The 15,633-nt window shown below is 73.6% G+C and carries 10 protein-coding genes; 4 read left to right on the plus strand and 6 right to left on the minus strand.

All coding sequences use genetic code 11. The annotated features are described in order from the left end of the window. Positions 1 to 274 precede the first annotated feature (274 nt). Complete coding sequence (locus tag V7E45_RS10420; RefSeq protein WP_333773807.1) at positions 275 to 1,075, plus strand: sugar phosphate isomerase/epimerase family protein; 801 nt, start codon at positions 275 to 277, stop codon at positions 1,073 to 1,075. A 109-nt stretch (positions 1,076 to 1,184) separates the two neighbouring features. Beyond that, positions 1,185 to 2,459 carry an MFS transporter gene (locus tag V7E45_RS10425; protein WP_333773808.1) on the plus strand — a complete coding sequence of 425 codons (1,275 nt, stop codon included), beginning with the start codon at positions 1,185 to 1,187 and terminating at the stop codon, positions 2,457 to 2,459. Positions 2,460 to 2,829: 370 nt separating this feature from the next. Here V7E45_RS10425 and aroA read toward each other — a convergent pair whose 3' ends face one another. Further along, complete coding sequence (gene aroA, locus V7E45_RS10430) at positions 2,830 to 4,065, minus strand: 3-phosphoshikimate 1-carboxyvinyltransferase (protein ID WP_333773809.1); 1,236 nt, start codon at positions 4,063 to 4,065, stop codon at positions 2,830 to 2,832. A gap of 362 nt (positions 4,066 to 4,427) precedes the next feature. Here aroA and V7E45_RS10435 point away from each other — a divergent pair, with 362 nt between their 5' ends. Both V7E45_RS10435 and V7E45_RS10440 read left to right on the plus strand, forming a co-directional pair. Next, positions 4,428 to 6,260 carry a glycoside hydrolase family 3 protein gene (locus tag V7E45_RS10435; protein WP_333773810.1) on the plus strand — a complete coding sequence of 611 codons (1,833 nt, stop codon included), beginning with the start codon at positions 4,428 to 4,430 and terminating at the stop codon, positions 6,258 to 6,260. Between the two features lie 186 nt (positions 6,261 to 6,446). Further along, complete coding sequence (locus tag V7E45_RS10440) at positions 6,447 to 7,070, plus strand: hypothetical protein (protein ID WP_443056005.1); 624 nt, start codon at positions 6,447 to 6,449, stop codon at positions 7,068 to 7,070. A 59-nt stretch (positions 7,071 to 7,129) separates the two neighbouring features. On the opposite strand, the gene V7E45_RS10445 is transcribed toward V7E45_RS10440, so the two are convergent. From V7E45_RS10445 to V7E45_RS10465, 5 genes are all read right to left on the minus strand, one after another. Then, on the minus strand, positions 7,130 to 8,563 hold the full coding sequence (locus tag V7E45_RS10445) for an aminopeptidase (RefSeq protein WP_333773811.1): 1,434 nt from the start codon (positions 8,561 to 8,563) through the stop codon (positions 7,130 to 7,132). Positions 8,564 to 8,667: 104 nt separating this feature from the next. Further along, complete coding sequence (locus V7E45_RS10450; protein ID WP_333773812.1) at positions 8,668 to 9,057, minus strand: hypothetical protein; 390 nt, start codon at positions 9,055 to 9,057, stop codon at positions 8,668 to 8,670. Positions 9,058 to 9,212: 155 nt separating this feature from the next. Beyond that, positions 9,213 to 12,932: an ABC transporter ATP-binding protein gene (locus tag V7E45_RS10455; protein WP_333773813.1), complete on the minus strand. Its 3,720-nt coding sequence runs from the start codon at positions 12,930 to 12,932 to the stop codon at positions 9,213 to 9,215. Between the two features lie 169 nt (positions 12,933 to 13,101). Continuing rightward, positions 13,102 to 14,025: a serine hydrolase gene (locus V7E45_RS10460; RefSeq protein WP_333773814.1), complete on the minus strand. Its 924-nt coding sequence runs from the start codon at positions 14,023 to 14,025 to the stop codon at positions 13,102 to 13,104. Between the two features lie 166 nt (positions 14,026 to 14,191). Next, positions 14,192 to 15,550 carry a VanZ family protein gene (locus tag V7E45_RS10465; protein WP_333773815.1) on the minus strand — a complete coding sequence of 453 codons (1,359 nt, stop codon included), beginning with the start codon at positions 15,548 to 15,550 and terminating at the stop codon, positions 14,192 to 14,194. Between the last annotated feature and the right edge of the window lie 83 nt (positions 15,551 to 15,633).

Raw genomic sequence — 15,633 nt, forward strand, 5'->3', positions numbered from 1 at the left:
CGGTGCGTGGGGGGCCGCGGGTGCGTGGGAGGGCGCGGGTGCGTGGGGGTGTTCGCGCAGTTCCCCGCGCCCCTGGGGCTGGAGGAGCGGGCGTCGGCTGGAAAGTTCGGCGGGGACGCTCCCGACGTGCTCGCCGGTGCCGCCGGCTCTACCTGCGGCACGGCTTCGGGCTCGTCGCGGAGCGGCCGTACCGTTCCTTCGGCAAGGATCCGGTCGGCCGGGACTGGCGGTTGGATCTGCACGGATCGGGCATGTGACGAGTAGGGTCCGGAGCATGAAGCTGGCGTTCTCCACTCTCGGTGTCCCCGGCCTGTCCGTCCCCGACGTCCTGGCGCTCGCGACCGCGCACGGCTATCACGGTGTCGAACTGCGCGCCCATCCCGAGGAGCCGGTGCACCCGGGCCTCACCGCCGCCGAGCGCGCCGAGACGGCCGCGCTGTTCAAGGCGGCCGGCGTCGAGATGCTCGGCCTCGCCGGGTACACGCGCGTCGCCGCGCCCGGTGACGACGCTCCCGTCCTCGACGAGCTGCGCAGACTCCTCCAGCTCGCGCACGACCTGGGCGCCCCCTTCCTGCGGGTGTTGCCGGGCGCCGACCCGGACCTGCCCGTCGAGGAGTCCGACGCCGTCGCCGCCCGGCGGCTGGGCACCGCCGCCGAGGACGCGGCCGCGCTGGGCGTCCGCATCCTGCTGGAGACCCACGACTCGCACCGCACCGGCGCCGACCTGATCCGGGTGCTCGGCCCGGTCGGCCACCGGCAGGTGGGCGCGCTCTGGGACGTGATGCACACCTGGCTGGGCGGCGAGCAGCCCCAGGACAGCTACGCCGCGCTCGCCCCGCACCTCGGCTACGTCCAGGTCAAGGACATCGCCTCGGCCGACGACACCAGCCCGCTGCCGCTCGGCGCGGGTGTGCTGCCCCTGACCGAGTGCGTGGACGTGCTCAGCCGGCACGGCTGGGACGGCTGGCTGTGCTGGGAGTACGAGAAGCGCTGGTACGAGTCGGCCGCACCGCTCCAGGACCTGCTGGACGCGGGCCGCGACCACCTCGTGCGCCTGCTCGGCGAGGCCGCGTAGGGCCGCCGGGGCGCCCCGTAATTCGCTGGCCGGTCCGCTACGGGACCGGCTAGCCTCCCCCGGTGATCCAGCACGCCGCGCGCGCCCTCCCCCGCCACCGTCCCCTCTCATGAGCCTCACCCGCTCGCTGATCGACGTACGGCCGCTGCGCACCTCGCCCCTCTTCCGGCGGCTGCTGATCGGGCGGACCGTCTCCGTGCTCGGCGGGTTCATGACGATGGTGACGGTCATGTACCAGGTGTGGGACATGACCCGCAGCACGGCGTGGACGGGTGCGGTGGGTCTCGCACAGGCGCTGCCCCTGGTGGCGTTCGGGCTGTTAGCGGGCTCCTGGGTGGACCGCGCGGACCGGCGCCGGATCTACCTCGCGGCCACCGTCGGCCAGGCCGCGTGCTCACTGCTGCTGGCCGTGCAGGGCTTCACCGGCCATGTGCCGGTGGTGGCGGTGCTCGCGCTGGTGGCCGTGCAGTCGGCGTTCGGCGCGCTCGGCGCCCCGGCGGCCGGGGTGTTCGTACCGCGCCTGCTGCGCAGGGACCAGGTGGCCGCGGGTCTCGCCCTGAACAAGATCAGCGGCCAGGCGATGATGCTGCTCGGCCCGGCCCTGGCCGGTGTGCTGCTGGGCCGGCTGGGCATCGGCGTCTGCTACCTGCTGGACGCGCTCAGCTTCTGCGTCGCCTTCTACGGCGCCTTCGGGCTGCCCGCGCTGCGCCCGCTGGGCGAGTCGTCACGGTCGGGTGTGCACGGGGTGTTGGACGGGCTGCGGTTCCTGGCCGGCCACCGGGTGGTGCGGGGCGCGCTGATCACCGATCTGGCCGCCACCGTGCTGTCGTTCCCGGTCAGCCTCTTCCCGCTGGTCAACGCCGAACGTTTCGGCGACGACCCGAGCACCCTCGGCCTGTTCCTGTCGGCCCTGGCCGTGGGCGGCGTCACGGCGACCGCCCTGTCCGGCGCGCTGACCCGGCTCGGCCGGCCGGGCACGGTGATGCTGTGCGCCTCCGCCGGCTGGGGCGCGGCCCTGGTCGGCTTCGGCCTGTCCCGCGACCCCTGGACCGGGCTCGCCCTGCTCACCGTCGCCGGGGCGGCGGACGCCACGGCGGTCGTCTCCCGCTCCACGATCGTGCAGACCCGCACCCCGGACGCGCTGCTCGGCCGGGTCACGGCGGCCGAGCAGATCGTCGGCCAGGCCGGCCCCAGCCTCGGCAACGCCCGGGGCGGCCTGCTCGCCGGCTGGACCTCGGGCGCGACCGCGCTGGTCACGGGCGGCCTGATGTGCGTCCTGGCGGTCGCCGCGGTCGCGACGACGACACCGGAACTCCGGGACACCGGAGCACCTGAACCGGCGGACGCGCCCGCCGGACCCGTGGAGGACGTCACCGGCGCGTAGCGGGCGCGGCGGACCCGGACCGAGGACCGCGCGGGTCACCCCTGCCGGACGGCGCCCCAGCCTTCCCACCGGGCGACGCACCGCAGCCCTCCCGCCCGGGCGACGCAACGCGGCCGACCCTCCCGGGCACACCGCAGCCTCCCCGCCAGGCGACACAGCACAGCCCTCCCACCCGAGCGACGCACCGCAGCCGACCCGCCCAAGCGACGCACCGCAGCGCTGCCGCCCAAGCGACACAGCGCAGCCGACCCGCCCGGGCGCACCGCAGCCTCCCCGCCAGGCGACGCGGCGCGGTCGTCCCGGTCGGGCTCAGCGTGGCGCTCCCTCCGGGTGACGCGGCGCGATCGGCTCCTCCGGGCGGCGTGGGCCCTCAACCCGCCGTGCGCAGGGCCCCGAACGCCTTGTGGAAGGTCGGGAACGTCTTGCGCACGCAGTCGGGGTCGTCGTACGAGAGGCCGGGGACGCGCAGGCCGGTCACGGCGAAGGACATGACCACGCGGTGGTCGCCGTAGCTCTTGATCCGCACGTCGGGCAGGGGCTCGCCGGGGCGGATCTCGATCCGGTCGGGGCCGGTCGCCACGCCCACGCCGAGCCGCCGGAGGTTCTCCGCGCAGGCCTCCAGCCGGTCGCACTCCTTCACCCGGGTGTTGGCGACGTCCTCGACGATGACGGGTCCGGAGGCGAACGGCGCGATCGCGGCGAGGGTCGGCATGGTGTCGGAGATGTCCCGCATGTTGACGGTGAGCCCGCGCAGGACTCCGGTGCCACGAACGGTCGTCCGGTCCGCGGCGACCTCCACCTCGGCGCCCATCCGCCGCAGCACCTCGACGAACCGCAGGTCGCCCTGGAGCGCGCCGGAGCCGAGGCCGGGCACCGTCACCTCGCGGCCCGGGGTGACGGCCGCGGCGGCGAAGAAGTAGCTGGCGGTCGAGGCGTCCGGCTCCACCTCGTAGGTGGTGGCCCGGTAGCCACCGGGCGGCACCTCGAAGACCTCGCCGTCGCGGACCACGTCCACGCCGAAGGACCGCATCATCGCGAGCGTGATCTCCACGTACGGCGCCGAGACCAGGCCGGTCACCCGGATCCGCAGTCCGTCGCGGGTCAGCGGGCCGAGCAGCAGCAGCGCGGTGAGGTACTGGGAGGACTGGCCCGCGTCCAGCACGACCTCCCCGCCCCGGACCCCGGCCGCCCGGACCGTCAGCGGATGGTGGCCCTCGGCCGCCTCGTGCCGCAGGTCGACGCCCAGGTCGCGCAGGGCGCGGGTGAGCGGGCCGAGGGGGCGCCGGCGCATCTGCGGGGAGGCGTCGAAGCGGTAGGTGCCGTGGCCCGCGGCGGCCAGGGCGGGCAGGAAGCGCGCGGTGGTGGCGCCGTCGCGGCAGTACACATCGGCCTCGGCGACCGCCGGGCCCTGCGGGCGGCCGTCCACCTGCCAGGCGCCGGGGGCCCGGCCCACCCGGTAGCCGAGCCGGACCAAGCCCTCGGCGAAGCCCTCGGTGTCGTCGGAGCGCAGGGGCCGTACCAGGGTGCTGACACCGTCGGCGGCGGCCGCGAGGAAGAGCGCGCGGGCGGTGATGGACTTGGAACCGGGGATGTCGACTGCGGGCATGGCCGTCATGATGGCCCGCCGACCGGGCGCGGGCGCGTGCCGTCCACCGGCTGGACCCCGGCGGGCGGCCGAGGACCGCGCCGGGCCGGGAACCGGCCGCCGCCCGGGTACGTCCAACGCGCGGGCTGCCGGACGAGCCCCGTGGTGCGGTGTCGGTCCTCTTCGCCCGCCGCGAAAGCCGACGCACCCTCTGCGCCGCACCACACCCCGGCAGCCCACCGCCGTCGGCGCGCCCCCCTCCCATGCGCCGACGGCGGCCCCGTTCCGGCTTACTGTGCGTTGTCTTGACGGAAAGAAACTTCCCGGATATTGGTGACTCCTCGGAAGTTTCTTTCAGCGGTTCTCCTCCGGAAGGAGCGCACGTGCACGACAGCAGCACGGGCAGAACGGGAAACACCGCACGGCCGTCCAGACGGGCCGTCCTCGCCGCGACCGCGGGCCTGACCGCCGCGCTGACCGTACCGGCCGCCGCCCAGGCCGCCCCCGTCGACCAGCGCGGGCTGCGCGCCCTGATCTCCCGGATGTCCCTGGAGGAGAAGGTCGGGCAGCTCTTCGTGATGCGGGTCTACGGTCACTCGGCGACCGCGCCCGACCAGGCCGACATCGACGCCAACCTCGCGGAGATCGGAGTCCGCACGGCCGCCGAGCTGATCGCGAAGTACCGGGTCGGCGGCATCATCTACTTCACCTGGGCGCACAACACCCGCGACCCCCACCAGATCGCGGACCTGTCCAACGGCATCCAGACGGCGTCCCTCGCGCAGCCCCGCGGCCTGCCGGTGCTCATCGCGACCGACCAGGAGCACGGAATAGTGTGCAGGGTGGGCAAGCCGGCCACGCTGTTCCCGGGCGCGATGGCGATCGGGGCGGGCGGCTCGCGGTCCGACGCCCGCACCCTGGGCCGCGTCTCGGGCGCCGAACTACGTGCGATGGGCATCAACCAGGACTACTCGCCGGACGCCGACGTGAACGTCAACCCGGCCAACCCGGTGATCGGCGTACGGTCCTTCGGAGCCGACCCGGACGCGGTCGCGGCGCTGGTGGCGGCCGAGGTGAAGGGTTATCAGGGGTCCCGGGTCGCGGCGACGGCCAAGCACTTCCCGGGGCACGGTGACACCGCCGTCGACAGCCACACCGGCTTCCCGGTCATCACCCACAGCCGGGACCTGTGGGAGCGGCTGGACGCGGTGCCCTTCCGGGCGGCGATCGCGGCGGGCATCGACTCGATCATGACCGCCCACATCCAGTTCCCGGCCCTCGACGACTCCGGTGACCCGGCGACGCTCTCGCACCCGATCCTCACCGGCATCCTGCGCGGTGAACTCGGTTACGACGGGGTCGTGGTCACCGACTCGCTCGGCATGGAGGGCGTGCGCACCAAGTACGGCGACGACCGGGTGCCGGTGCTGGCCCTGAAGGCCGGCGTCGACCAGCTGCTCAACCCGCCCTCGATCGACGTGGCGTGGCACGCGGTCCTGAAGGCCGTCCAGGACGGCGAACTGACCGAGGCGCGCCTGGACGAATCGATCCTGCGGATCCTGCGGCTCAAGGCCGGGCTCGGGCTCCTCGAACGGGCCCACGTCACCCCGGCCGGCGTCGACCGGACGGTCGGCACCGCCGCCCACCTGGCCACCGCCGACCGGATCGCCGAGCGGACCACGACCCTGCTGGTGAACGAGGGGGGCGTCCTCCCGCTCGACAGCCGCGCCGTGCCGAAGGTCCTCGTCGTCGGCGCCGACCCGGCCTCGCCGTCCGGCACCACGGGGCCGCCCACCGGCGTGCTGGCCGCCGCCCTCACCGAACTCGGTTTCAGCGCGACCGCGCTGTCCACCGGCACCGCGCCCTCGGCGGCGGCCATCGCCCGGGCGGTGACGGCGGCGCGGGACGCGGACGCGGTGGTCGTCGGGACGTACAACGTGACGGCGAGCAGCAGCCAGCGCACCCTGGTCGACCAACTGCTCGCCACCGGGCGGCCGGTGGTGGCGGTCGCCATCCGCAATCCCTACGACGCGGCCCAGCTCACCTCGGTGCGGGCCTGCCTTGCGACCTACTCCTGGACGGACGTGGAACTGCGCGCCGCCGCGCGGGTGATCGCCGGCCGGGTGGCCCCGCGCGGCCGGCTCCCGGTGCCCGTGCAGCGGGCTGACGATCCGGCGCAGGTGCTGTATCCCCTGGGGTACGGCCTGACGTACTAGCCGTACGCCGCACACCGGGCACAACGCCGACGACAGGGCGGAAACCCTCCCGCGCGTCTGGCGTGTCCCCGCCGCCGGGGTCACGCTGGACGGGGGTGTGCGATGCGCGGGCGAGGTGGCGTGGGAGGGGTGCACCGGCCACGGCCGGCCGGTCCGGCCCGCCCCCTGACCGACGCGTCGGCCTCGATCGGCTCGTCCGCCCTGATCGCCGTGGCCGCTGTGACCGTCCTCGCCGCCCTGCTCACCGGCTGCCGGGGCCCGGCCGACGGCCCCCTGGGCGACGCCCGGCCCACGCCGGGACGGTCCGCCGGTCACGGCGCCCCGTTCCTCGCGGTCGGCGCGTGCAGCTCCTTCGGCGCCACCAGCTCCACCGAGGTGCCCTGCACGGGCGAGCGTGCCGCCGCGCGGGTCGTCGCACGCCACGAGGGCACGGTCGCCGGGGGCCCGCCGTGCCCGCCGACCACCGACTTCGTCCTGCGCATCAGCGCGCAGCGGCCCCGGCACGACACGGGCGACGAGGACGGCGACGGCGCCGTCCCGCAGGGCTACGCCTGCATGCGCAACCTGGAGGCCCCGCACCCCGGCGACCCCGGGGGTGGCGGTGGCCCGCGCACGATCCCCGGGGACTGCCTCTACGACTCGGGCCGCGGTCAGGTACGGGAGACCGCCTGCGACGGCTCCGGCCGCCGCGCACCGCGGTACCGGATCACCGAGGCCACCACCACCCGCCGCGCCTGCCCCGCCTCCACCGTCCTCTACGTCCAGCTGGGCGGGGGCCGCCCGGTGGGCTGCGCCCGCCGGGCCCGCTGACGCGCCGACGGCGGAGCCCGCTCGTGCGGACTCCGCCGTCGGCCGCCGTTCGCCGGGGGCTACGGCCGCAGGCCGGGCTCCCGTTCCACGGCACGCGCGTCGAGCCGCGCATCGTGGCGGGCCAGCGGCTTCGCCGCGGACGGGTCGGACAGCACCGCCGGGGACGCGACCCCGGCCCACTCCAGAATCCGCGCCGTCGCCAGAGCCTTCTGGTCGGGCACCAGACCGGCGACGTTCGCGCCGTGGTTCAGGCCGGGGGCCGTGAAGACGTAGGAGTCACGGGCGCCCGCGCCGAGGCGGAAGCGTTCCGAGCCCCAGGGGTCGTTCTGGCCGTACACGAAGAGCATGTGCGTGGCGTGGTGGCGGACCCATGTGTCGACGTCCCGCATCGCGCCCGGCTGGAAGCGCATCGGGATGGAACGGGGCACGAAGTTGCGCGGCGGCTGGTAGCCGTAGCGGATCAACTTGCGCTCGATGGACGGGAAGTGGATGGTCGGCGCGCCCAGCTGGGTGCCGGCCTGGTAGTAGTACGGCGTGTAGGTCTCCAGGCCCTGGTCGGTGTAGGCGGAGAAGCCGGAGATGGTGTCGACCGAGTCCCAGATCGCGTCGTCGGTGGCGTGCGCCGCGTCCGCCGGGACGGAGTCGCAGTCCTTCAGCAGGCTGTACTGCCAAAAGCCCCAGACGTAGTCGAGGACGACCGCCTCGTAGGCCTTGTCCAGGCCGCCGATGGTGTCGAAGGTGTAGCCGTTGTCGGCCGCGTACCGCGCGTACTTCTCCTCCAGGGAGGTGCGCCGGACCAGGGCCTCGCGCTGGACGGCGTTCAGGCGGTCCCGGCACTCCTTGGTGCCGACCTCGGAGAAGAAGCGGTCGTAGGCCGAGTCCTCCTTGTTCACCACGTCGTTCGGGGCTACGTAGGCGACCACGCCGTCCATGTCGCGGGGGTAGAAGCGCTCGTAGTAGGTGGCCGTCATGCCGCCCTTGGAGCCGCCCGTGGCCAGCCAGTTGGCGCCGTAGACCGGCTTCAGCGCCTCGTAGACGCGGTGCTGGTCGCTCGCGGCCTGCCAGATGTCCAGCTTGGACCAGTCGGCCGGGTCGGGCCGGGAGGGCGTGAAGAAGCGGTACTCGAGAGAGACCTGGTTGCCGTCCACGATCTGGGTGGGCTCGCGGCGGGACGGGGTCGTGGAGACGTTGTAGCCGCTGGTGTAGAAGACCGTCGGGCGGGTCACGTCCTTGTGCAGCACGGTGATGCGCTGCTGGAAGGTGCCGCGGTCCGGGTGCCGGTGGTCGACCGGCTGGGTGAAGTTCAGGACGAAGTACCGGTAGCCGGGGTACGGCTTCTCCTGCACCAGGCTCATGCCCGGTATCGCCAGGAGGCGGTCCTTGATGTCGGTGGGCCCCGATGCGGCCGACGGTGCGGCGGTGGCCGCCCCGGCTGTGCTCAGCGTGCCTATGAACACGGTGAGCGCCAGCAGCCATCTGAGCGCCTTGCGCATGCGCACTCTCCCCTGTGAGACAGATGTGCGCCGGAAGCTAGCGGAGCAACAGCCGTGACACCAGAGGGTGTTGTGCGGTTTGCCGGGGTCTGCGGCTTAGGCCGTCAGCACAGGATCCAGCCGGAGCTGACCGAGTCGTGGTTCACCGAGCCCTTCACCCACACACAGCGCTGGCCGGCGTGCACGGTCACCGGTCCGGCGTGGTGCTTGAACCTGCCCTTGTCCACCACCGGCCGGTTGCCGCGGGCCTGCACGCTGACCGACATCAGCCGCTTGGCGCCGGGGTCCCGGGCCACGGTGACGGCGCAGACGTAACCGCCCCGCTTGTAGACGTGCACGACACCCGCGCCGAAGGGAAGCGTCCGCACCTCGCGCCCCGCGCAGGTGTCCGTCGCCGCCGAGGCGGTGCCGGGTACCGCGAGAGCGAGCGCGCCGGACGCGGCCAGCACGGCCGCGCCCAGCACCAGACGCCTGCGTATCGCGCCACTGTCCACTGTCGTCCTCCCCGTACCGCCGCCACTCGTCGCCGAAGACCGTACTGGTGTACGGACGCACGACATGTGTCGGATGGTTGCACGACCGTCAGAAGCGCGTTCGAGCCACCCCCACGGGCAACCGGCGCCGTGCCGGCCGTGCGGCGGCGGGCGGCTCAGCGGGAGACGCCCACCGGCTCCTCCGGCTCGGACCGGCCGACGAAGGTGCGCCACAGGTCGGCGTACCGGCCGCCGAGCGCCAGCAGTTCCTCGTGCGTGCCGTCCTCGACCACCCGGCCGTGGTCCATGACCACCACCCGGTCCGCGCGGGCGGCCGTGGTCAGCCGGTGGGCGACCACCAACGTCGTACGGCGGCCCGCCAGACGGTCGGTGGCCTGGTTGACCAGCGCCTCCGTGGCCAGGTCAAGGGCCGCCGTGGCCTCGTCGAGCAGCAGGATGTCGGGGTCGACAAGCTCCGCCCGGGCGAGCGCGATGAGCTGGCGCTGGCCGGCCGAGAGGTTGCGGCCGCGCTCGGCGACCTCGTGCAGATAGCCGCCGTCGAGGGTGGCGATCATCTCGTGCGCGCCGACCGCCCGCGCGGCCGCCTCGACCTCGGCGTCGGTGGCGTCGGGGCGGCCGTAGGCGATGGCGTCGCGCACGGTGCCCGGGAAGAGGTACGCCTCCTGCGGGACGACGCCGAGGCGGTGCCGGTACGCGGTCAGGTCCAGCGTCCGCAGCTCCGCGCCGTCGACCGTGACCCGGCCCGAGGTGGGGTCGTAGAACCGGGCCACGAGCTTGACCAGGGTCGACTTGCCGGCGCCCGTCTCACCGACGAAGGCCACCGTCTGCCCGGCCGGGATGGTCAGGTCGATGCCGGTCAGCGCCTCCTCGTCGGCGCCGTAGGCGAAGTGCACGTCCTCGAAGACGATGTCCCCGCGCAGGGCGCCGACGTCGAGGGGCTCGTCGGCGGCCCGGGTCGAGGTCGGCTCGCGCAGCAGCTCCTGGATGCGGCCGAGGGAGACCGTGGCCTGCTGGTAGCCGTCGAAGACCTGGGAGAGCTGCTGCACCGGGGCGAAGAACAGGTCGATGTAGAGGAGGTAGGCGACCAGGGCGCCCGTCGTCAGGGTGGCGGCCTCGATGCGGCCCGCGCCCGCTATCAGGACGGCCGCAGCGGCCACCGAGGACAGCAGCTGCACGAACGGGAAGTACACGGATATCAGCCACTGGCCGCGGATGCGGGCCTGCCGGTAGCTGTCGCTGCGCTCGGCGAACCGCCGCCCGCCGTCCCGCTCGCGCCGGAACGCCTGCACGATCCTGAGCCCTGCCACCGACTCCTGGAGGTCGGCGTTGACCACCGAGACCCGCTCCCGGGCCAGCTCGTAGGCCTTCACGCTGGCCCGGCGGAAGAAGAACGTCGCGACGATCAGCGGGGGCAGCGTGGCGAAGACGACGAGGGCGAGCTGGACGTCGATGACCAGCAGCACGACCATGATGCCGAAGAAGGTGACGACCGAGACGAACGCCGTGACCAGCCCGGTCTGCAGGAAGGTGGACAGGGCGTCGACGTCGGTCGTCATCCGCGTCATGATCCGGCCGGTCAGCTCGCGCTCGTAGTAGTCGAGGCCGAGCCGCTGGAGCTGGGCGAAGATCTTCAGCCGCAGCGCGTACAGCACGCGCTCGCCGGTGCGGCCGGTCATCCGGGTCTCGCCGATCTGCGCGCCCCACTGGACCAGGACGGTCAGCAGGCCCAGCAGCGAGGCCGCCCAGACCGCGCCGACGGCCGTCTTGGTCACGCCCGCGTCGATGCCGTGCCTGATCAGCACCGGCAGCAGCAGGCCCGCGCCCGCGTCCACGGCGACCAGCAGCAGGCTGACCAGCAGGGGCAGCCCGAAGCCGCGCAGCAGGCGGCGCAGGCCGTACGACTCCTCCGGGCGGACCGCCTGTGCCTCGTCGACGTCCGGGGTGTCGGTGGCCGGGGGCAGCGCCTCCACCAGGGCCAGGAGCTCCGGGGTGGCCGGGGTGCCGGAGAGCGCCGCGTCCCTGGCCTCCCGGTCGCCGGTCCACAGGCTGGGGGTGACGCCCCGCTCCGCGTCGAACTCGGCGTCCAGCTCAGCGCGGACGGAGGTGTCCTCGGGCGGCCCGGCCGGCAGGTCGTGGCCCGGGGAGACCCCGCCCAGCTCGTCCGGGTCGGTCAGCAGGCGGCGGTACAGCGCGGAGCGCTCCTGGAGCTCGTCGTGCGTGCCGAGGTCGGAGAGCCGGCCGCCGTCCAGGACGGCGATGCGGTCGGCGAGGTTGAGGGTGGAGCGGCGGTGCGCGATGAGCAGAGTCGTACGCCCCCGCATGACCTGCTTCAGCGCCTCGTGGATCTCGTGCTCGACCCGGGCGTCCACGGCGGAGGTGGCGTCGTCGAGGACCAGCAGGCGCGGGTCGGTGAGCAGGGCCCGGGCGAGCGCCACGCGCTGGCGCTGGCCGCCGGAGAGGGTCAGTCCGTGCTCGCCGACCTTGGTGTCGTAACCGGCGGGCAGCTCGGAGATGAAGCGGTCCGCCTGGGCGGCGCGCGCGGCGGCCTCGACCTCCTCCTGGGTGGCGTCCGGACGGCCGTAGGCGATGTTGGCGCGGACGGTGTCCGAGAAGAGGAAGGAGTCCTCGGGGACCAGGCCGATGGCGGCCCGCAGGGAGTCCAGGGTCAGCGCGCGCACGTCGTGGCCGCCGATCAGGACGGCGCCGTGGGTGACGTCGTAGAAGCGCGGCAGGAGCAGGGAGAGGGTGGACTTGCCGGAGCCGGAGGAGCCGACGACGGCGAGGGTCTCGCCGGGGCGTATCTCGAAGCTGAGCCCGTCCAGGACCTTGCGTTCGCGGTCGTAGCCGAAGGACACGTCGTCGAACTCGACGGTGGCGGGCGCGTCGGCCGGCAGGGTCTTGGCGCCCTCCCGCAGGGTGGGCTCGGTGTCGATCAGCTCCAGGACGCGCTCGGTGCCGGCGCGGGCCTGCTGGCCGACGGTGAGCACGACGGCGAGCATGCGGACCGGGCCGACCAGCTGGGCGAGGTAGGTGGAGAAGGCGACGAAGGTACCGAGCGTGATGTGGCCGCGCACGGCCAGCCAGCCGCCGAGCGCCAGCATGGCGACCTGGCCGAGGGCGGGGACCGCCTGGAGGGCCGGGGTGTACCTGCTGTTCAGCCGGACCGTGCGCAGCCGGCCCGCGAACAGCCGGCGGCCGACCTCGCGCAGCTTGCCGGTCTCCTGCTCCTCCTGCCCGAAGCCCTTCACCACGCGGACGCCGCTCACGGCGCCGTCCACCACTCCGGCGACCGCGGCGGCCTGGGCCTGGGCGTACCAGGTGGCGGGGTGGAGCTTGCTGCGGCTGTGCTTGGCGATCCAGCCGAGGGCGGGGGCCACGGCCAGGGCGACCAGGGTGAGGGGCAGCGACAGCCACGCCATGATCACCAGGGAGATGAGGAAGAGCAGCAGGTTCCCGATGGTCATCGGGAGCATGAAGAGCAGGCCCTGGATGAGCTGGAGGTCGCTGGTGGCGCGGCCGACGACCTGCCCGGTGGACAGCTCGTCCTGGCGGCGACCGTCCAGCCGGGTGATGGTGCCGTACATCTCGGTCCGCAGGTCGTGCTGGACGTCGAGGGCGAGCCGGCCGCCGTAGTAGCGGCGGACGTAGGCGGAGCCGTAGACGAGGAGCGCGGCGGCTGTCAGGGCACCCGCCCAGACGGCCATCGAACGGCTGTGGGTGCCGATCACGTCGTCGATGATCACCTTGGTGATCAGCGGGACGACGGCCAGCACCGCCATGCCGGCGAGCGAGGCGCCGAGAGCGAGGACGACGTCCTTCGGATACCGCCAGGCGTAACCCGCCAGCCGTCGTGCCCATCCCCGTTGCGCTGCCACGCCGGTGCCTTCCGTTCGACCTGCTCTTCCGGAAGGCACCAACACCGCGACAAGCGGATTTCATCCCTCCGCAACAATCCGGAGGCCGGTTTCGGACAGGGACCCGCAGGTCCCGGGTGACGGGAGTGACCGCCGTCCGGCGTCAGCCGCCCGGAGGCGGCCACCGGTGTCAGCCGCCCGCGGGCACCGCCGGGAAGGCCTCGCTCGGCGTGGCGGTCGGCGTGTAGCGCAGCGAGGTGGCGGCGGTCGTCGCGGGGACGAGATCCTTGTGGATGGCCTTCGCCACGTTCTGGATGGTGGTGACGCCGTAGTCCATGGTGCTGTTGTCCCAGGTCAGCACCGACATCATGTAGTCGTGGCCGCCGCCGCTGAAGGTACCGAGGCTGTGCACCCGCCAGCCGTGCGTGGAGCGCTGCAGCCAGCCGTTCTTGACGTGCACGGTGACCGTGGACGGCGCGCCGGCCGGCGTGCCCCAGCGCTGGGAGGAGATGACCTGGCCCATCAGCTTGAGGATGTAGGCGCGGGAGTTGTCGCTCAGGACCGTGTTCTTGGCGGTGACCAGTTTGAGCAGCTTCTGCTCGTCGGTGACGTTCTCCTGGGTCAGGCCCCAGTATCCGTTGGCACCCGGGACGGTCTTGGTCATCCCGGCGGCGGCCAGGAAGCCCTTGATCTTCGTCATGCCGAGCTGCTTCCAGAGCGTGCTGGTCGCGGCGTTGTCCGACTTGGTGATCATGGCCGTGGCGAGCGAGGTCTCGCGGTCGGTCAGGTAGCGGTTGTGCTTCTTGGCGTCCCACAGCAGCGTGGCGAGGACGGTGACCTTCACCGTGCTGGCCGAGTCGTACGCCGAGGTGGCCCGCAGCGTGCAGGTGGTCTTGGTGGTGCGGTCGTAGACGCCCACCGCGACGGTGCTCCTGCGGTTCGCCAGCGCTGCCGCGATGTCCTTCTGCAGCTTGGTGGCCAGACCCGCCTCGGCGGACGTGCAGCTGACGGTGGGCGTGGCCGCGGCGGCCGGTGTGGCGGCGGTGACCGCCGGCACGAGCAGCGCGCCGCCGACGGCGGCCGCGAGCGTCCGACCGGATATCCGGTAAGTCATGAGAAGTTCCCCTTGAACGTCGTACGGGCGTCCCCCTGAACGCCGTTGCACGCACCCGTGCGCTGCCTGTCTGGACCAGCGAGGGGGGCGGATAGTTGTACGCGCGTTCGCTGTGCGGCAGTTCGAGGGAGGGGAAGGGGGAGGCCGTGCGCTCAGCCGGCCGGCGTCACGCGACGAGCCGGCCGGTCGCGGCGTCCACGACGGTGACGTACGGCTCGCAGGAATTCGCCGCCCACGCGTCCCCCTGGTCCGCGCCCGGCTCGCACCCGAGGTCGGTGACCTGCACGGACCAGACGGCGCGCCAGCGGCCCCGGTTGCCCAGGGAGCGCTCGGTCGTCAGGTCGAGGGCGCGGACCCGCAGCTTGTCGGTGTCGGCACGGTTCTTGCGCTCCCGCTGCTCGACAGTCCTCTCGGCCTCCCGTGCCGACAGCAGGTCGGCCGGAAGGTCGAGGTGCCGGGGACCGAGGTCGACCGTCAGCCCGTACAGGCGCCCGGCCCGGCTGATCCGCACGTCGAGACTGCGGGGCATGGCCACCCCGTGTTCCTTGAACCGCCAGGAGGTGACCCACCCGTCCCCGCCCTCGTCCTTGCCGACGGGCCGCGTCGCATGCCAGGAGGCCGCCCCGGCCCACGGGTAGTGGGCGCGCATGTAGGAGTCGGCGATGCGGTACGCCTCCCGCGTGCCGTGCGGCCGGGTGGCGCCCGGGACGGCGAAGCCCGGGCCGTGGGTGTTCGCGAAGTCGACGGTGAGACGGCGTCCGCCGGGCCACATCAGCTCCGCCGGGAACCCTCCGGCGAACTGGACGGACATCGACCCGTTGTAGCCGTCGGTTCCGGGGCTGATCCGTACGTCACCGACCCGGTACCGGGCGCCGAACGCCTGCCGTACCGCCCGCTCGGCGGCCCGGCGCTCGTCGCCCCGTGCGTCCCGGACGGTGGAGCCGTCGACGTGGTCGAGGGTGACGGCGCTCTGGAGGACGGCGGCGCCGAGCAGGCCCAGCACCCCGCCGAGCACCAGCGCCGGCCTGGCCCAGGCCCGCCACGCGACCCGCCCGCGCACGGCCAGGAGCCCCAGGGCCAGACCGGTCAGGCCACCGAGGACGTTCATCTCGGCGTCCGCGCTGTCGCAGACGCCACCGGCGAACGGGGCGAGCGCCTGGGTGAGTTCGACGAGACAGGGCAGGGCCAGAACGCCGGCGAGCACCGGAACGGGCCGCCGCAGCGCGAGGAGCCCGAACAGGCCGACCGGCACGAACATGGCCAGGTTCCACTGCCCCTGGGTGGTGTACAGCGGCTCGGTGAGCTGGTGGTTGATCACGCACACGGCACTGCCGTGCTCACCGGCCCGCAGGGCGAGGGTGACCCCGAGGACGCCGGTGAGACAGAAGCCCAGCGGCAACCACCAGACGGCATGGGCGACTTGGCGCCTGCGGGCGATGCCCCAGGCCGCACCCCCCACCACGATCGCGACGACGACGAGTCCGCCCAGGAACCCGAACTCGTCATGGAACACTGCCTCGAACACGTCGCTCTCTCCCCCGGTCGGCACCGGCCTGGTCAGGGCCGGAACTTCAAGATCACAGGGGAGGACGGCCTCGGCGTCCGGGG

The sequence above is a fragment of the Streptomyces sp. IBSBF 3136 genome (assembly GCF_036815105.1).
Lineage (GTDB): Bacteria > Actinomycetota > Actinomycetes > Streptomycetales > Streptomycetaceae > Streptomyces.